Origin of the sequence: Streptomyces aurantiacus (genome assembly GCF_027107535.1) — a bacterium.
GTDB lineage: Bacteria > Actinomycetota > Actinomycetes > Streptomycetales > Streptomycetaceae > Streptomyces.
Window position 1 is genome coordinate 3,938,715 of sequence record NZ_CP114283.1, and the last position, 16,933, is coordinate 3,955,647.

At 71.7% G+C, this 16,933-nt stretch carries 14 protein-coding genes and 1 pseudogene; 6 read left to right on the plus strand and 9 right to left on the minus strand.

The features are described from left to right. Positions 1-64: 64 nt before the first annotated feature. Entirely contained in the window at positions 65-367 is a 303-nt protein-coding gene (locus tag O1Q96_RS19270) for an SCO4225 family membrane protein (RefSeq protein WP_269249374.1), read from the plus strand. A 105-nt stretch (positions 368-472) separates the two neighbouring features. Next, a pseudogene (locus O1Q96_RS19275) lies at positions 473-1,108 on the plus strand (SDR family NAD(P)-dependent oxidoreductase); the annotation flags it as partial. Between the two features lie 180 nt (positions 1,109-1,288). On the opposite strand, the gene O1Q96_RS19280 reads toward O1Q96_RS19275, so the two are convergent. Beyond that, positions 1,289-2,239: a TauD/TfdA dioxygenase family protein gene (locus tag O1Q96_RS19280; RefSeq protein WP_269249375.1), complete on the minus strand. Its 951-nt coding sequence runs from the start codon at positions 2,237-2,239 to the stop codon at positions 1,289-1,291. Positions 2,240-2,327: 88 nt separating this feature from the next. Beyond that, complete coding sequence (locus O1Q96_RS19285) at positions 2,328-3,032, minus strand: TetR/AcrR family transcriptional regulator (protein WP_269249376.1); 705 nt, start codon at positions 3,030-3,032, stop codon at positions 2,328-2,330. 220 nt (positions 3,033-3,252) lie between these two features. On the opposite strand from O1Q96_RS19285, the gene O1Q96_RS19290 reads away from it, so the two are divergent. Beyond that, the gene (locus tag O1Q96_RS19290; protein ID WP_269249377.1) at positions 3,253-4,764 is read left to right on the plus strand and encodes an APC family permease; all 1,512 of its coding nucleotides are present in this window, start codon (positions 3,253-3,255) and stop codon (positions 4,762-4,764) included. Between the two features lie 26 nt (positions 4,765-4,790). After that, the gene (locus O1Q96_RS19295) at positions 4,791-6,449 is read left to right on the plus strand and encodes an amidohydrolase (protein WP_269249378.1); all 1,659 of its coding nucleotides are present in this window, start codon (positions 4,791-4,793) and stop codon (positions 6,447-6,449) included. A gap of 117 nt (positions 6,450-6,566) precedes the next feature. Here the strand turns inward: O1Q96_RS19295 and O1Q96_RS19300 are convergent, their stop codons facing one another. Next, complete coding sequence (locus O1Q96_RS19300; RefSeq protein ID WP_269249379.1) at positions 6,567-9,374, minus strand: beta-L-arabinofuranosidase domain-containing protein; 2,808 nt, start codon at positions 9,372-9,374, stop codon at positions 6,567-6,569. Positions 9,375-9,688: 314 nt separating this feature from the next. After that, the gene (locus O1Q96_RS19305) at positions 9,689-10,144 is read right to left on the minus strand and encodes a MarR family winged helix-turn-helix transcriptional regulator (RefSeq protein ID WP_269249380.1); all 456 of its coding nucleotides are present in this window, start codon (positions 10,142-10,144) and stop codon (positions 9,689-9,691) included. 211 nt (positions 10,145-10,355) lie between these two features. On the opposite strand from O1Q96_RS19305, the gene O1Q96_RS19310 reads away from it, so the two are divergent. Then, the gene (locus O1Q96_RS19310; RefSeq protein ID WP_217456602.1) at positions 10,356-11,324 is read left to right on the plus strand and encodes an alpha/beta hydrolase; all 969 of its coding nucleotides are present in this window, start codon (positions 10,356-10,358) and stop codon (positions 11,322-11,324) included. Positions 11,325-11,679: 355 nt separating this feature from the next. Beyond that, positions 11,680-12,183: a MarR family winged helix-turn-helix transcriptional regulator gene (locus O1Q96_RS19315; RefSeq protein WP_269249381.1), complete on the plus strand. Its 504-nt coding sequence runs from the start codon at positions 11,680-11,682 to the stop codon at positions 12,181-12,183. Positions 12,184-12,201: 18 nt separating this feature from the next. On the opposite strand, the gene O1Q96_RS19320 is transcribed toward O1Q96_RS19315, so the two are convergent. Genes O1Q96_RS19320 through O1Q96_RS19340 form a run of 5 tightly spaced genes read right to left on the minus strand, consistent with a single transcriptional unit; the run spans position 12,202 to position 16,787 of the window. Continuing rightward, positions 12,202-13,962: a PP2C family protein-serine/threonine phosphatase gene (locus O1Q96_RS19320; RefSeq protein WP_269249382.1), complete on the minus strand. Its 1,761-nt coding sequence runs from the start codon at positions 13,960-13,962 to the stop codon at positions 12,202-12,204. Then, the gene (locus O1Q96_RS19325; protein ID WP_269249383.1) at positions 13,959-15,032 is read right to left on the minus strand and encodes an ATP-binding SpoIIE family protein phosphatase; all 1,074 of its coding nucleotides are present in this window, start codon (positions 15,030-15,032) and stop codon (positions 13,959-13,961) included. The genes O1Q96_RS19320 and O1Q96_RS19325 overlap by 4 nt, the downstream gene beginning before the upstream one ends. Beyond that, the gene (locus O1Q96_RS19330; protein WP_269253649.1) at positions 15,032-15,472 is read right to left on the minus strand and encodes an anti-sigma regulatory factor; all 441 of its coding nucleotides are present in this window, start codon (positions 15,470-15,472) and stop codon (positions 15,032-15,034) included. The genes O1Q96_RS19325 and O1Q96_RS19330 overlap by 1 nt, the downstream gene beginning before the upstream one ends. Then, positions 15,472-15,891 (minus strand): STAS domain-containing protein, encoded by a 420-nt coding sequence (locus O1Q96_RS19335; protein WP_269249384.1) that lies wholly within the window; start codon positions 15,889-15,891, stop codon positions 15,472-15,474. Before O1Q96_RS19335 ends, O1Q96_RS19330 begins: the two co-directional genes overlap by 1 nt. Then, positions 15,888-16,787 (minus strand): STAS domain-containing protein, encoded by a 900-nt coding sequence (locus O1Q96_RS19340; protein ID WP_269249385.1) that lies wholly within the window; start codon positions 16,785-16,787, stop codon positions 15,888-15,890. Before O1Q96_RS19340 ends, O1Q96_RS19335 begins: the two co-directional genes overlap by 4 nt. Between the last annotated feature and the right edge of the window lie 146 nt (positions 16,788-16,933).

Here is a 16,933-nt window from a genome sequence, read left to right on the forward strand (position 1 = left end):
CGAGCAGAGTGGACCCCGACGGGGCCGGAGAAGCCGGAACCCTTCGAACAGGGGAGCACGTGGCATGAGTTCGGTCCTCGAAGCCCGTATGTCCGGTACACCGCTCGGTACGTGGCCCGCCCGCGTGTACCTCGCGGTGTGCGCCGCGCTGATCGTCTGGCTCGCGGTCGTCTCGTCCCAGCCGCAGGACGACGCCTCGCTCGCCGCCGTGGTCCCGGTCCTTTTCACGGCGCCGACCAGCTTGCTCGTACTGGCCGTACCGGACGGGGTGACGGCCGGACTGTACGCCGTGCTCGTCGTGTCCGCCGTGGTCAACGCCTGGGTGATCGATGTGATCTGGCGGCGGCTCGGCAGCCGGAGGGGCTGATTCGCCCCTGCTCAGGTCTGGTTCGGGATGCGTATGCTCGCTCGATGACCGGACAAGAGATCAAGCAGGGGGAGCCACCGGGGTCTGCTCGCGGACCAGGTGGTCATGATCACGGGTGCGTCCAGTGGTATCGGCGAGGCCGCGGCACACCTCTTCGCGCAGGAGGGCGCCGCGGTCGTCCTCATGGCGCGCCGCGCGGCGCGGCTGCGTGAGCTCACCGAGAAGATCACCGCGGGCGGCGGCCGGGCCCTCGCCGTCCCGGGGGACGTCGCTGTCTCGGCCGACGTCGGCCGTGTCGTCGAGGCGGCGGTGGTGCACTTCGGGGGCCTCGACTCCGCCTTCAACAACGCGGGTTACGCCACGGTCGGCACCCTCCTGCACGAGACGGACGACGAGGTGTACGACCGCACGATGGACGTCAACGTCCGCGGCGTGTGGAACTGCATGAAGCACCAGTTGCCGGTGATGCTGGCCCGGGGCAAGGGCGGATCCATCGTCAACACCAGCAGCACGGCGGGCCGTTACGCGACCGGTGCCTCCGTCCCGTACGTGGCGGCCAAGCACGCGATCCTGGGCATCACACGGGGGGCCGCCTCCGAGTACGGGGAGCACGGCATCCGGGTCAACGCGCTCGTGGTCGGAACGACGCGCAGCGAGACGATCGACGAGGCGGTGCGGCAGTTCCCGGACCTGGAACAGGCGTTCATCGCGCCGCAGATCCAAAAACGCATGGCGTCGCCACGGGAGATCGCCGAGGCGGCGGCGGGGCTGTGCAGCGGGCGCTCCTCCTTCGTCACCGGGTACCGCGATGCCGGTGGACGGGGGCATCTCGGCGCAGGCCAAGGCCGGCTGAGAGCCGTGCGACCGCCCGGCCGGGTACGAGCATCCGCCTCGGGTCCGGCCCGGCCCGGCCGTCCGTCCTCACCAACGCTGCGGTTCACTGCCCACGAGGGGAACCGACGGCTTGCCGTCGACGCCGACCGGGACGTCGCCCGCGAGCATCACCCGGTGCATGACGCGTGGATGGTCGAGGTGCGCCGTGTCGCCGGGAGCCAGGTGAATGGTGGCCCGGTTGTCCCAGAAGGCCACGCTGCCCGGCTCCCAGCGGAAGCGCACCGTGTACTCGGGCCGGGTCGCCTGGCCCAGCAGCATCTCCAGCAGCGGCGCGCTCTCCGTGCGGGAGAGCCCGAGGATCTGCTCGACGTAGTAGCCGTTGACGAACAGCACGCGCTCGCCCGTCTCCGGGTGCACCCGCACCAGCGGATGCTCCGAGGCGATCTGCCGGTCCAGCAGATGGCGTGCGTACGCGTCCTCGCCGGGCCGCGTCTGGTACCCGACCCCGAGGCGGTGCTCCGCGCGCAGCCCGTCGACGAAGTCCCGCAGCGGCGCCGACAGTCCCGCGTAGGCGGCCGCCAGGTTGGACCAGGTGGTGTCGCCGCCGTACGGGGGCACGGACTCGGCACGCAGAACGGTCGCGGCCGGCGGATCGACGCGGGCGCCGTGGTCGCAGTGCCAGCCGCGCAGCAGCGAGTGGCGGCGCCTGCGCAGCCACTCGTCCTGGTCCATTCCGTACCGTCCGCCGAGTTCCAGCCGGTCGGCGGTCGTCTCGATCTCCGGGACGTCGGCGGGTGACGCGCTGCCGCGGCGGGCCAAACGGACCGGTTCGCCGAAGCGCCGGGCGAAAGCGACGTGTGCGGCGTGGTCCAGTCGCTGCCCGCGGAAGAACACCACCTTCCAGCGCAGCACCGCCGCCCGGATCTCGGCGACCACGGCGTCGTCCAGCTCCCCGGCCAGGTCGACGCCCGTGATGTCGGCGCCGATGTGGCCGGCGGCGGGCCTGACCTCGATCCGTGTGCCCCTGTCCGTCGTCATGCGTACTCCGTCGGTCGTGCGTGGCCGTTCGTCGGGGCCAGCATGACCTTTCCGCCCGGCGTGCGACAGTGCGCCTCGGAGCGGCGGGTCACGGCTGCGCCCGGTGGGCGCGGGCCCGGGCCGCGAGGGCGTCGAGCAGCAGGTCCACCGCGTGCTCGAAGGAACTGCCGGCCATGGCGTGCAGCTCGTGCCGCACCTCGGTCAGGGCGGGATAGGTCTCCGGGTCGACCGCCTGGTAGGCCTCCGTCCACGCCTGCTCGTCGGCCTCGCGCTGATGCCGGGGGAGTGCCTGGCACGCGGCGTCCAGGGCCGCGTGGCCGAGGACCGTGTCGATGAAGGCCAGATAGAGGCGGACGGCCTGGGCGGGCGGGAACCCGGCCGTGAGCAGCAGCCCCACCCCGGTCTCCACCGCACGGAACTCGTTGTCTGCGCGGGTGACGCGGTACGAGGCCATGGCGGCGGCGCGCGGATGGGTGAGATACCCGGCGCGCACCCGCATCGCCATCTCGCGCAGCGAGGCGACCCAGTCGGGGCCGGGTGCGAATCCGGCCATGGCATCGCCGATGATCCGGTCGGACACGGCCAGCAGCAGGTCGTCCGTGTTGCGGAAGTAGCGGTAGAGCGCGCTCGGATCGCACCCCAGGGCCGCGCCCAGGCGGCGCACGCTCAGGGCCTCGGGACCGTGTTCGCCGATGAGGCGCAGCGCGGTCTCCGTGATGAGTTCCTTGGACAGCAGGGCGCCCGTGGCGGTGGGGCGGCGGCGTCGGCCCTGCTGGGGGGCTCGGGTGGACATGGCGAGTGGTTCCTTTCGCGCCGTGGGACCGCCGGGCGGCCCGCTGCGGTGCGGGTGCGTCACCGGCGCGGCTGTCGAGGGAGCTGCGCGGGTTCAGTGAACGGCCGGCCCCAGCCTTATGTCAACGGCATTGACGCAAAGTGTGCCGACGTTGTTCCATCCATCGCATCCCCACACGGCTCTTCCTCCCTGTCCCTCTCCCTCCTCGTGAGGAGCCCTGATGTCTCTCGCCCCAGGCAAGGCCGTCCCGGACCGCCCGCCGGTGGAACTGCGCCGTTCCCTCGGTGTCGTCGACGGCGTCGCCATCGCCGCCTCCAGCACGGCGGCCACGACCAGCATCGCCATCGGCATGGGCACCATCGCCACGATCGTCGGGCTCCAGGCCCCGGCGCTCCTGCTGCTGGCGTTCCTGCCCGTGCTCGGTATCGCCACGGCCTTCGCCCGGCTGAACCGCTCGGAGCCCAACTGCGGCAACGGCTACACCTGGGTCGGGAAGTCCCTCGGCCCCTGGCCGGGCTTCCTGGCCGGCTGGGTGACGCTCGTCGGCTCGATCATCTTCCTCGCCTACACGAGCGCGGTGACCGGCTCGGTCGTCCTGATCTTCGCCAACAAGGCAGGCCTGGACACCCTCGCCGGGATCGCCCTCGATCCCACGTCCACCGCCGCGAGCACGGTCGTCGGGCTGTTCGTCCTCGCCGCCGTCACCGTCCTCGCGATCACGGGGGTGCGCAGCGCGACCCGGCTCCAGTTCGGGCTGCTCGTCTTCGAGTACGCCGTCCTGCTGGTCTTCTGCACCTGGGCCCTGGTCACCGGCCACCAGGACTTCTCCTGGTCGTGGTTCAACCCGTTCGAGATCTCCAGTGGTACGGCCTTCGCCCAGGGCATGGTCCTCGCGGTGTTCTTCTTCTGGGGCTGGGACGCCGCCTTCAGCGTCACCGAGGAGACACGGAGCCCGGGCGACTCGGCCCGCGGCGGATTCATCGCCCTGTTCGCCATGCTCGGGCTCTTCATCTTCGCCTCGGTCGCCTTCCAGCGGGAGATGAGCCTGACCGAACTCGTCCGCAACGGCCCGCAGGCACTGCCGTACCTCGGCGCCAAGCTGGCCGCCGAACCCTGGGCCAGCCTGCCGCTGCTCGCCCTGATGTTCTCGGCCGTCGCCTCCGTCCAGTCCTCCGTCATCCCCACCGCCCGGGGACTGCTCGCCATGGGCCGCGACCGCACGATGGGCCCGGTGTGGACCCGTGTCCATCCCCGGTACGGCACGCCCGCCGCCGGAACGGTGGTCGTCATGTCGATCGCCGCCGCCATCGCCCTGCTCGCCATGGCCCTCCCCAAGCTGAGCGACATGCTGCTCGCCGCGGTCAACGCCATCGGGCTGGTCGTCGCCCTCTACTACGGCCTCACCGCGCTCGCCTGCGCCGTCCGCTTCCGCGGTGCCCGCCACGACGGACCGCGCGAGGCACTGCTGGCCGTCGGCGTGCCGGCCGTCTCGGGACTGATCCTCCTCGGCCTCGGCGGCTACCTCGGCTACTCGTACCTGACCATGACCGACCACATCGAACTCAGCCCCGACAACGGCTGGTTCATGCTCTCCCTGCCGGTCACCATCGTGCTCAGCGGCCTCGTCATGGCGGCGGTCGCCAAGTACGTCCGCCGCTCGCCGTACTTCACCTCCGGGCGCGGTACCGACGCCGACGCCCTCGCCCTCCCGATGGACCGCACAGCCGTCTGACCACTCTCCCCTGGAGCGCCGAACCCATGTCCCACCCCCAGGCCGCCGACCTCGTCCTCACCGGCGGACCCGTGCACACCGTCGACGCCGCGCGCAGCCGGGCCACCGCCGTGGCCGTGCGCGGCGGGCGGATCGTCGCCGTCGGACACGACGAGGTCCACGAACTGATCGGAACCGGCACCGAGGTCGTCGACCTCGCCGGACGCCTGCTGCTGCCCGGCTTCCAGGACGCCCACGTCCACCCCCTGGGCGCCGGCACCGAACTGGGCCTGTGCCATCTGAACGACACCGTCGACCCGGGGGAGTACCTGCGGCGGATCAGGGCGTACGCCGACGAGCATCCGGAGGCCGAGTGGATCACCGGCGGCGGCTGGTCCATGGAGGCGTTCCCCGGTGGCACGCCCACCGCCGCGCTGCTCGACACGGCCGTCGCCGACCGGCCGGTGTTCCTGCCCAACCGCGACCACCACGGCGCCTGGGTCAACTCCCTGGCGCTGCGACGGGCCGGCATCGACGCCCGGACCCCCGACCCGGCCGACGGACGCATCGAGCGGGACGCCGAGGGAAACCCCACCGGCATGCTCCAGGAGGGCGCGGCGCATCTCGTGTCCCGTCTGATGCCCGCCCGCACACCCGAGGAACAGCTCACCGCGCTGCTGCGGGCCCAGGCAGTCCTGCACTCGTACGGCGTGACGGCCTGGCAGGATGCCATCGTCGGCGAGTTCGCCAACATGACCGATCCGACGCCCGCCTACCACGCGGCCGTCGACCGGGATCTCCTCACCGCCCGGGTCGTCGGCGCGCTGTGGTGGGACCGGGGACGCGGCGCCGAGCAGATCCCCGAACTCGTCGCCCGCAGGGCGGAGTCGGGCCGGGGACGGTTCCGCGCCACCAGTGTGAAGGTCATGCAGGACGGCATCGCCGAGAACCACACGGCCGCACTGCTCGGCCCGTATCTCACCGGCTGCGGCTGCGCCTCCGACAACTCCGGCATCAGTTTCGTCGAGCCGGACGAGCTGAAGAAGTACGTCACCGAACTGGACGCGCTCGACTTCCAGGTCCACTTCCACGCGCTCGGTGACCGGGCGGTGCGCGAGGCACTGGACGCGGTGGAGGCCGCCCGCGCGGCCAACGGACGGCGCGACACCCGCCATCACCTCGCACACCTTCAGGTCGTGCACCCCGAGGACGTACCGCGCTTCCGGGCGCTGGGCGCGACCGCCAACCTGCAGACGCTGTGGGCGGCCCACGAACCGCAGATGGACGAACTCACCATCCCGTTCCTCGGCCCCGAACGAGCCGCGTGGCAGTACCCGTTCGGGGACCTCCTGCGGGCCGGGGCGACCCTCGCGGCGGGCAGCGACTGGCCGGTCAGCAGCCCCGACCCACTGGCGGCGATCCATGTCGCCGTCAACCGGATCGCCCCCGACGCGCACGACGGCACGCCGGCCTTCCTCCCCGCTCAGAAGCTCGACCTCGGCGCCGCCCTCGCCGCGTACACCGCGGGCAGCGCCCACGCCAACCACCTCGACGACCGCACCGGCAGCATCACCGTCGGCAGGCTCGCCGACCTCGTCGTCCTGGACCGCGACCCCTTCGCCGGGCCGCCGCGGGAGATCGCCGCCACGCGGGTGCTCCAGACGTTCGTCGACGGCCGCCGGGTGTACGCGGCGGCCGACGCGTGACGGACCGGACCAGGGCGGACCAGGACGACCTGCCGGACGGCGACCACTCGGAGGCCGGCAGGCTGAACAGCACCGGTTCCATGGCTCCCGGGAGGTCGTCCGTGAACGGCCGGGGCATCAGGACGCGTACGAGGCGTTCTGCGCCGTGGTCACCACCTTCTGGCCGTCGGCCTGGCCCAGGAGGCCCGCGGACACCCAGGAGTTCACCGTGCTCTGCACACGCGAGACCAGGGCGGCCTTGCCGGTGAACGGGGCGCCTGCCCAGATCTCGTCCAGGAGAGTAGTGCCGTCGGACCTGGCCGGGTTGGTGACACCGGAGTCGCTGGTGCCGAAGACCACCTTGGGCTCGGAGCGCCGGAAATAGGCGTGGGTCGGGTCCTCGGTGCCTTCGAAGAACGGGGCGAACTCCGTGCCGTTCAGCGTGTAGTGGAGCGGCTTGCCCGCCACGGGGGCGAGGCTCGGCAGCAGGTCGCCGGAGAGAGCGGCGTTGCGGTAGAGCCCGAACTGCAGGTAGCTCGTGGCGCTGTTGCGGCCGACCAGGTTGACCGGACCGTAGAACAGGGTTTGGAGTCCCGGGTCGTCGAGTGCCTTCTCGACCCGGGCCCGGAAGGGGATGGTGACCCTCACGACGTCACCGGCGCGCCAGGTCCGCGAGACGGCGAAGTAGCTCCCGGCGGCCGGAGTCCCGCTCACGGCACTGCCGTTGACCGTCACCCTGAAGCCGCTCGTCGCCCAGGACGGCACCCGCAGCCGCAGCTCGAACGCCGCGCTCCCGCCGCCGATGGTCAGGGTGGAGCCCTGTTCCCTCGGGTAGTCCGTGGTCTGCGTGACGGTGACGCCCTTCTCGGACCAGGTCAGGGTGGTGGGGCTGTACAGGTTGACGTACAGCGCGCTGCCGTCGGCCTTCTTGAAGTACACCGAGTCCTGGTACTTGGTGGCGCTCTCCATGCCGGTGCCCTCGCAGCAGGTGGTGCCCTGCTTGGGTGTGTAGTCCCGGACGTGCCCGGGCGTCAGGCCGATGAAGTAGGTGACGAGGGGCTTCTCAGCGTCGGCCCTGTCCTGCTTCGAGCCGAGGACCTGGTTGTAGAGGGCCCGCTCGTAGTAGTCCATGTACTTGGGGTCCTGCTCGTGGAAGAACAGCATCCGGCTGAGCTTGAGCAGGTTGTACGCGCAGCAGGATTCGGCGCTGGTGTCGCTGATCGTTCCCGCGACGACCCCGCGGGCCTTCCAGAACTCGGCCGTGCTGGTTCCGCCGATGCCGAACATCCGGTGGGGGACGACCATGCCCCAGAAGTTCTTCGCTGCGGTGAGGTAGCGCGCCTCGCCCGTCGCGTCGTACAGCCTGACCAGGCCGGTGAAGATCGGGATGTGCTGGTTGGCGTGCAGACCGTCGAGGGTGTCGGTGTTCGCGGCGCAGGCGTCGATGAGCTTGTCGAGGTCGAACAGCCTGGCCAGCGCGAGGTGATCGGCCTTGCCCGTGAACGCGTACAGGTCGACGATCGTCTCGACGATGCCGCCGAACTCGCCGCTGGAGAAGATGCCCCACATCCGCTGCAGGGTGGAGTCGGGCAGCTTGGACAGCCGGGAGTACATCCAGTCGCACATGCCCGACGCGAGGTCGAGCGCCCGGGGGTCGTCCGTGGCGAGGTACGCGTCCAGCAGCCCTTTGAGGATCTTGTGCGCGGTGTAGTAGGGCGCCCACACCTTCGTGTAGTCGGCGCTGGTCCTCGACTCCAGGTCGATGAACTGCGTCTCCGGGTACGCGGCGAGGAACCCGGCGTGGCTCGGTCCGCCCCAGGTCCGGCGCAGGGTGGCGGTCAGCCCTCGGCCGGACGCGTCGGCGAAGGTGCCGCCGGTGGTCTCGTCGAAGGTGTACGAGGCCAGGGTGCCGCGCCCCGCCGAGGAGGCGGCGGCGCGGTTGTTCTGCAGTGAGGTGATCTCGGCGGCGGTCAGGGCCCGTGACCAGACGTTGAACTCGTCGTAGGCGCCGGCGAAGACCGGGTCGTCGAAGTTCGAGCGGCCGAGCCAGTTGTTCGTCAGGGCGCCCAGCGACGAGGGGTTGAGCGTCATCGAGGTGTTCTGGGCGACGGAGGCGCCGTTGACGTAGAGGGTGCCGGTGCTGCCCGAGATCGTGACGGCCAGGTGGCTCCACTGGTTCAGGGGGAGCGCGGCGGTGCCGTTGAGACCCTGTTCGCCGCCGGGCCCGTTGGTGGTGATGGCGAAGCGCGGTACGCCGCCGGCGTTGCGGGCGGCGAGGTACATGTAGCGGGTGTTGTTGTTGCCGAAGTCGAAGACCCGGGTCCAGTTGGCGTTGTGGGTGGGCTTGACCCAGGCCGACAGGGTGATCGCGGCCGACCCGTTCAGTACGGCGGCCGGCAGGCTGACGTACTGGTACGAGCCGCGCACGTTCTCGGCGGCGGTGCCGAACTTCCCGGTGACGGCGAGAACGGCCGGGTCCTTGCGCAGGGCCGCGCGCACGTCGGTGAGCGCCCCGAGCATGGTCCGGATCCTGTCGGCGTACGCCTGGTCGCCGGTGCTCGCCCAGGCCTGCGACAGCATGGTCAGGAAGTGGCCGGTGTAGTGGCCGCGGAGGTTGCCGTTCGCCTCGCCGTCCAGGCCCTCCCAGCCGCCGGGGGCCACCGCACCGCCCGTGGAGAGACCGGCGTTGGCTCGGAAGACCTGGAGCAGCCGGTTCACGTCGTAGCCGCGGCCGTGGTCGAGCATGAGCTGGCGTTTCGAGGCGAACAGGCCCTGACCGACCTTCACGTCCTTGAGCTCGAACGGCCGGAGCGTCCAGGCGGACGGCGCGGGCAGCGTGGCCGCCATGGCGGAGCCGCCGCCTCCCGCGGCGTACGAGAACGCCGGGGTCGCCGTGGCGAACAGGGCGGCCTGGAGGAGTCTGCGGCGGGGGAGGGCGGGGGGCATGCGTTCCTCGTCTCTGCGCGGGGTGAGGGCCGGGCTGCGATGGGCGGAGGCCGCGGGTGTTCGAAATCCCGTACGCTGTGCGGAAGTTCGACCAAAACATAGGTTTGGGGTGCGATCACGTCAACGCTTCTGGCAGGTTCAGTTCCGGTTGATTTCACGTGAGGGGCGACCGCCAACGGCACGAAGACCGTCCTGTGGACGTGCGGCGGGGCCTCGAACCAGAAGTGGACGCGGCGGCAGCCCGGTGGCCTGACGCCACGAAATCGCGGGGGCCGGGTCCGGCAAGGACCGGACCCCCGCTTCGGGTTGTGCTGTCAGCGTGTGACGTTGGCGGTGAGCAGGCGGAGCAACTGCTTGGCCATGGCGTCCTGTTCGGGGCTCAGGCCCATGGCGTCACCGATCGCGAGGGGGACCGCGTTCGCCCGTTCCCGAAGATGCGCTCCGGCGTCGGTGAGCCGCAGGGCGACGGAGCGCTCGTCCTCCGTGCGGCGCTCGCGCCGCAGCAGTCCGTTCGCCTCCAGGCGCTTGAGGAGCGGCGAGAGGGTGCTGGACTCCAGTTGCAGAGCGGTGCCCAGGTCCCGTACGGAGATCGCGTCCTGTTCCCAGAGGACGAGCATGACCAGGTACTGCGGGTACGTCAGTCCCAGCTCGTCCAGCAGTGGCCGGTAGCGGGCGGTGACCGCCCGGGAGGCTGCGTAGAGGGCGAAGCAGAGCTGGTCGTCCAGCAGGAGTGAGCCCTCCTGCGTCGGTTCGGCTCCGGCAGCGCTCACGGTGTACCTCCTGGATCCGCACTCCGGGTCCGGGGGTCCCGTTCCACCCGGCCGCGGCGATCTCCACCCTATCGTTCACGTCGACCCGATCATATCGTGCCCTAATAAGTTGTGCACGACTTAGTCGTGCGCTACTGTCATGTGGTGCCGCCGCTTCCGGCGAAGTCCGCCCGCGGAGCCTGCCCACGGCATCAGATCCGAGGAGATCGCCATGACCGACACGACCGGTATCCGTCCCGTCCTCGAACCCGCCGCCGCGGCCTTCGCCGAAGCGACCGCGAACCCGCCGTACCTCTTCGACCTCGGCCCCGCCGAAGGCCGCAAGGCCGTGGACGAGGTCCAGTCGGGCGACATCGCCAAGCCGGCCGTCGACGAGGAGTGGATCACCGTCCCCGGCGGCCCCACCGGCCAGGTCCGCACCCGGATCGTCCGCCCCGCGGGTGCCACCGGCACCCTTCCGGTGATCCTCTACATCCATGGCGCCGGCTGGGTCTTCGGCAACGCCCACACCCACGACCGCCTGGTGCGCGAACTGGCCGTCGGCACGGGCGCCGCGGTCGTCTTCCCCGAGTACGAACTCTCGCCCGAGGCGCGCTACCCCGTGGCCATCGAGCAGAACTACACCGTCGCCCGCTGGGTCACCACCGACGGCGCCGGCCACGGGCTCGACGCCTCCCGCATGGCGGTGGCGGGCGACTCCGTCGGCGGCAACATGAGCGCGGCCCTGACCCTCATGGCCAAGGAGCGCGGCGACGTCACGCTCGTCCAGCAGGTCCTCTTCTACCCGGTCACCGACGCAGCCTTCGACACCGGCTCCTACCGGCAGTTCGCCGAGGGCTACTTCCTGCGCCGCGACGCGATGCAGTGGTTCTGGGACCAGTACACGACCGACGAGAAGCAGCGCGCCGAGATCACCGCGTCCCCGCTGCGCGCCACCACCGAGCAGCTCACCGGTCTGCCGCCGGCCCTGGTCGTCACCGCCGAGGCCGACGTCCTGCGCGACGAGGGCGAGGCCTACGCCGGCAAGCTGCGCGAGGCCGGCGTCCCGGTCACCGCGGTCCGCTACCAGGGCGTCATCCACGACTTCGTGATGCTCGACGCCCTGGCCGGCACCCACGCGGCCCGCGCCGCCGTCGGCCAGGCCGTCGCCGTGCTGAGGAGCGCCCTGACCGCCGGCTGACCCTCCCGGCCACCGGAACCCGGCCCTCTTCGCCCCCGCACCACGCACACGGGGGAGGGGAGGGCCGGGGCCGTTCGCGGTCCTCGGCGGCACGAGGGACACGCATTGAAGGAAGTCAGGCTGTGTACGGTCCGGTTCTTCGGGTAGGGCCGACGTACATGACCACTGTCCTGGCCGGAGTTGACTGAAAGAGAAGTGCGTGTGACCACTCCCGTGCCGGATCTCCGCCGAACCCGTCGAGGCGGGTTCCCTCGCTTCCCCCGTGCGGCGCCGATCCGTTCACCCGTCTCCCCTGCCCCCGCTCCGGGGCGGACCCGGCAGGAGCGCGACAGGGCTCGTGGATACTGACCGCGCCGTGAGCTGCGGACAAGGCCCGGGTCACCGGCCCGACCCGCTCGCCGATCAGGTACTCGACACGGTGGAGACCCTGGTCGCGCTGTGGTTCGACGCGGCCGAGGACGTCACCCCCAGCCTGTCCATGCGGCAGCTGCTCGCACTGCAGACGGTCCGCCGCCGGCCGGAGCTCAACCTGACCGCACTGGCCGAGCACCTGGGCATAGCGCTGCCCACCGCGAGCCGGCTGTGCGGGCGGCTGGAGACCGCCGGCCTGCTGCAACGGACCGTTCAGCCGCACAACCGACGTGAGGTACAGCTGGTGGTCACCCCGCAGGGACGCCGCCTCCTGGCGGACGTCACCGAGCGCCGGTCCGTATGCCTCGCTGTCGTGTTCGACGCGATGACACCCGAGGAACGTGCCTCGATGCAGCGGGGGCTGCGCGCCTTCCACCAGGCCCATTCCCTCCTGCGGGCGGAGCCGGCCACGCAGGGGCAGGACACCCGGCCCGGGGAACAGCGGTGACCGGCGGCCGAGGCACTGTCAGGAGGACAGCCCGGTGGGGGAGGGCCGGGCCATCTCCGCCGCCCTGCTGTGCAGATGACACAGCAGGAGACACACGTCGTCGTCCCGCTCGGAGTCGCTCAGCAGCGGATGCAGGAGGCTGTCGGCGGAGCCGTCCAGGTCCCCGTCGAGGTCGGCCGACCGGAAGGTTCCCAGCGCCGTGGCCAGACGCTCGATGCCCGGGTCTATGCCCTGCGCACGCCGTTCCACCAGACCGTCCGTGTAGAGGGCCAGGGTCGAACCGGGCGTGAGGGTCACGGTGTGGTCGTGGATCTCCTGCTTCAGCGGGATGCCCAGCATCGCCCCGGGCTTGGCGTCGAGCGTGTGCACCTGCCCGTCGGGGGTACGCAGCACGGGCGGCGGGTGGCCCGCGGCGGCCCAGGTGAGGGTCGGGTCCTCGGGGTGGAAGCGTGCGATCACGGCCGTGGCGTACAGGTCGGGCTGCAGGTGGTGCAGGAAGATGTGCAGGCGGGTGAGGAGCTGGCCGGGAGAGCCTCCGTCGACGGCGTACGCGCGCAGCGCCGTGCGCAGCTGGCTCATCATGACGGCGGCGTGCAGCCCGTGTCCCGTCACGTCGCCGATGACGGTGATCAGGCTGCCGTCGGGCTGACGGAAGGCGTCGTACCAGTCACCGCCGATGTTCAGACCGTGGGTGGCCGGCAGGTACCGGGCGGCCAGACGCAGTCCAGGGGTGGGGGGCAGGTCCGTGAGCAGGGCTCTCTGCAGGGTCTCGGCGATGTCCCGGTTGTGCTCGTAGCGGCGGGCGTTGTCCATCGCGGTGCTGGCACGGCGGGTGAGTTCGATCAGCATGACGGCGTCGTCGGCGTCCCACCGCTCACCCGGCGGGGAGAGGATCAGCACCCCCAGGGGTGACCGTCGCGTCGGCAGCGGAATACACAGCAGGGGCACCGCGGGATGCAGCGCGGACGGGGGCTGGTCGTCGACGCCGGACAGACCGCCCGGATGGTCCGCGGCGTACTGCGGTCGCCCGCTGCGGGCCGCGACGACCGCAGCGGCGGGACGAGGCGTGTGCACCCGCTCGTCGTCCTCACCGTCGAAGAGCCACACGTCGACGCTGCGGGCGTACTCGGGAACCAGGAGGCTCTGCAGACGGCGGACGATCTCGTCGTGGTTGAGCGAAGCGGTCAGCACGGCACTGGCATCGGCGAGGAACGTCAGCCTGCGCCGGGCGTTCTCCGCTTCCGTACGCGCTGTGCGCTCGGCCGCGAACAGGTCGCGCTGGGTGCGGCCGGCCGCGTCCAGTTCGGCGTGCAGGGCGAGCACGCCCTGATTGGTCTGGTGGAGCTCCTCACGGTGGAAGGCGACCAGGTCCTCCTGCTCGCCGAGCTTCCGCAGGACGAGGGCCGTGTCCTCGTCGGCGCCCAGCAGTGCCCCGGCCAGTGTCTCGGGGTCGTCCGCCACGAGCCCGGCGAGGTCCGTCGGCTCCACGCCCTCGGCGCAGGCGACCGTCATGTGCCACGGTGTCCGCGCCTCGGTGCCCGTGTCGTCGCACGAGGTCACCTCGGCCCGCAGCCGGCCGTCCTGCGGCGTCGTGGCCGCCGCCAGGTCGAGCCGCCACGTGCCGCCCTTGGTGAGGCACTGCCGCAGGTGCGCGCTGAGGGCGGCCGTCAGACGGGTCCGCTCCATGCCGGGCACGCCGTACGCGGCGGCCAGGCGTGCCGTGTCGATTCGGGCCCGTGCGGCGTCGGTGACGGTGGTGATGTGCCAGGTACGAGTCATGGGGTGCGGTCCGGCCGGGTGGGGGCCAGCACGGCGACGGCGGTGTCGTCCCTTACCGGCCGAGCGGAGCTGCTCGCCTCGCGCACCGTCACGGCGGCGATCACGGCAGGGTCGAAGGACGAGAGGCGCGCGTCGGAGGGCGAGGCCCACCGGCTGGGCAGGCCGTCGGTGTGCAGGACCAGCAGGCAGTCGGCGCCCCACGGCACCTGCTGTTCGGGGAGGGTGTGGGGCCGGTGGGCTCCGACGATGCCGGGACGGGACAGCAGTGGCCGCCAGCCGTCACCCGTGCGCAGCCGGGCACCGATGTTGCCGACACCGGAGAAGTGCAGTCGCCCCGTGTCGGCGTCGAGTTGGGCCACGGCGACCGCGGCGCCCCGGGTCGACCGGAGCGCCGTGTCGAGGTGCCGGAGCATCTCCGCAGGCGGCAGGTGGCCCGAGCGGTGCAGCGCCTCGACCGCCGCCGACGAGGCGAACGCGGCCTCGGGGCCGTGGCCCAGCCCGTCGGCCAGCATGAGGGTGGTGCGGCGGCCGTCCCGGACCCACGCCCAGGCGTCCCCCGAGTACTCGGCGCCGGCGAAGGGAACGTTCACGCCACCCGCCCGTACCGCGGCGGCGGCCGGCAGCGAAGTGTCCGCGGTGCCACCGGTGCGGGCGGCACCGACCCTGGCCAGCGCGACCGTGCCCCGGCCCGGCACGCTGTGCAGCTCGAAGTCGTCGGTGACGCGCCGGCACGCTCCGAGCCCGGCGCCGAGCGAGGACGCCGTGGAGAAGCCGTCCCGCAGCGCTGCCGGTACGTCGGCCATGCCGGGGCCGTGGTCGATCGCGGCGATCTGCACGACGGACATGCCGCCGGGCACGCCCGGCCCCGTCGCCGGAGCCACGTTCTCTATGAGCAACTGGCCTCCGCGCCCGTGCTTGAGCAGGTTCGTGGCGAGCTCGGTCGCCACGAGGGCGGCCGCGGCGGTGCGCCTGCCGTCGAGACCGGCGAGGCCGGCCGCGAGCTCCGCCGCGACCCTGGCGTCGCGCACGCGCGTCGAGTCGTGCACCGGGACGTCCCAGACCCGCGGCATCACATCTCCTCACGCGGGCGCGGCGGACGCCGGGCCCAGGACGTCACGGTGACCTTGGTGCCCGCTGAGGGGCTGCTGTCGACCGCGAACTCGTGCACCAGGCGCCGGGCACCGCCCAGGCCCATCCCGAGGCCGTCGCCGGACGTGAAGCCGTCGGTGAGGGCCCGGTCGAGGTCCGGGATGCCGGGGCCCTCGTCGGAGAAGACGAGGCGGAGCCCCTGGACATGGCCGTTCGTCAGACAGGTGGCCTCCACCTGTCCGCCTCCGCCGTGCACCAGGGTGTTGCGGGCCAGCTCGCTCGCCGCGGTGACCAGCTTGGTCTGCTCCACCAAGCCGAAACCGAGCTGAGCGGCACTCTGCCGCACGTGCTGCCGTACCCACACCAGATCCATGTCCGAGTGGATCGGCAAGCAGGCGTCGACACAGCCGGCTGTCTGCATCACGGACTCTCCTGGCGTGTGCCGCTGGGACGGGATGTCGACGTTTCCTTGGCCAGGAGGCTCAGGGCCTCCTCGGTGCTGAGCGCGGTCAGCAGGCCGGGCAGCGTCAGTCCCAGCTCCACCAGGGTGATCGCCACCGCGGGCCGCATGCCCGCCACGACCGTCCGTGCCGCGAGGAGCCGGGCCTTCGCCGCGATCTCCGCCAGGACACGCCCCAGGAAGGAGTCGACGATCTCCACACCGGAGATGTCGATGATCACTCCGGTCGCCGAGCTGCGCGCGATGGTCTCGCTGATCTCCTGCTGGAGCTGCTCCGCCGTACTGTCGTGCAGATCGCCCTGGAGGGTGACCAGAAGGACGTCGCCGAGCCGGAGAACCGGGACGTGTCCCCAGGGAGGGCTGGAGTGCGCGTCCGTCACCGCGTCCCCGCACCGTAGGGCGCCGGGTTCACGATGTCGGTGCCCTGCTTGTCGAGGGCGTACGCCAACGCGTCGGCGAGGCTCGCACGGGTGATCACCGTGCCCAGGTCGAGCCCGAGGTGGACGATGGTCTGCGCGATGGCCGGCCGGATGCCGGAGACGACGCACTCCGCTCCCATCAGCCGCGCGGCCGCGACCGTCTTCATCAGGTGCTGTGCCACGAGCGAGTCGACGGTCTGCACGCCGGTGATGTCCAGGATCGCGAACCGGGCGTGGTGCTCGACGACGGAGTCGAGGAGCGTCTCCATCACGACCTGGCTGCGGGCGCTGTCGAGCATGCCGATCAGCGGCACGGCCACGATGCCGTCCCAGAGTTTGATGACGGGGGTGGCGACCTCCAGCAGCTCCATCCGCTGCCGGTCGATGAGGGCCCGGCCCTCGTTCAGCGCCGACTCCATGACGACCAGGCGCAGGGTGCCCATCAGGGCGGTCAGCGCGGTGGCGCACTCCCGTACGTACTCGGCCGGCGCCTGCGGCAGGTCGGCCACGAGGAGTTCCACGGCGGGCGGCCGCAGGGCGTCCACCTCGTTGGACACCTGGGCGGGGCCGGCGCCGGCGCGTGACCGCGCGGCCGCCGTCCTCGTCAGCTGCTCGCGCACCACGGTGAAACCGGCCGCCTCGGTGTCCTCGACACGTCCGGCCGCGGCCACCGCGGCCAGCGCCTCGATCACCGCCTTGCCCGCTTCCACCGCCTCGTCCCTGGAGACGGTGAACACCGAGCGGAACAGCGGCGCGTCGGCCCACCGCTGGGCGATCTGCTCACGTCGACGCCGTAGGAAGTCCCCGACCTCCTGCGCGGGCGATCCGTGCTGTCCTGCCGTTTCGTGCTCCGGCACCTTGTCTGACTCCTCACTGCTTCGGATCGCTTCGACCTCGCTGGAAGCAACGAGACGGCGATGAAACCATTGCCGGACGACAACTGTAGCTGCGGCCCCACCCGGCACAACACCTCGTCCGGCTTCGGAGGTTCGGGCCGACGCCG

Bases quoted from the DNA above. Each gene is read 5' to 3' on its own strand.
- O1Q96_RS19330 (WP_269253649.1), bottom strand. From the start codon at position 15,472: ATGCAGACAGCCGGCTGTGTCGACGCCTGCTTGCCGATCCACTCGGAC.
- O1Q96_RS19280 (WP_269249375.1), bottom strand. From the start codon at position 2,239: ATGACGACGGACAGGGGCACACGGATCGAGGTCAGGCCCGCCGCCGGC.
- O1Q96_RS19285 (WP_269249376.1), bottom strand. From the start codon at position 3,032: ATGTCCACCCGAGCCCCCCAGCAGGGCCGACGCCGCCGCCCCACCGCC.
- O1Q96_RS19300 (WP_269249379.1), bottom strand. From the start codon at position 9,374: ATGCCCCCCGCCCTCCCCCGCCGCAGACTCCTCCAGGCCGCCCTGTTC.
- O1Q96_RS19270 (WP_269249374.1), top strand. From the start codon at position 65: ATGAGTTCGGTCCTCGAAGCCCGTATGTCCGGTACACCGCTCGGTACG.
- O1Q96_RS19290 (WP_269249377.1), top strand. From the start codon at position 3,253: ATGTCTCTCGCCCCAGGCAAGGCCGTCCCGGACCGCCCGCCGGTGGAA.
- O1Q96_RS19325 (WP_269249383.1), bottom strand. From the start codon at position 15,032: ATGCCGCGGGTCTGGGACGTCCCGGTGCACGACTCGACGCGCGTGCGC.
- O1Q96_RS19295 (WP_269249378.1), top strand. From the start codon at position 4,791: ATGTCCCACCCCCAGGCCGCCGACCTCGTCCTCACCGGCGGACCCGTG.
- O1Q96_RS19320 (WP_269249382.1), bottom strand. From the start codon at position 13,962: ATGACTCGTACCTGGCACATCACCACCGTCACCGACGCCGCACGGGCC.
- O1Q96_RS19310 (WP_217456602.1), top strand. From the start codon at position 10,356: ATGACCGACACGACCGGTATCCGTCCCGTCCTCGAACCCGCCGCCGCG.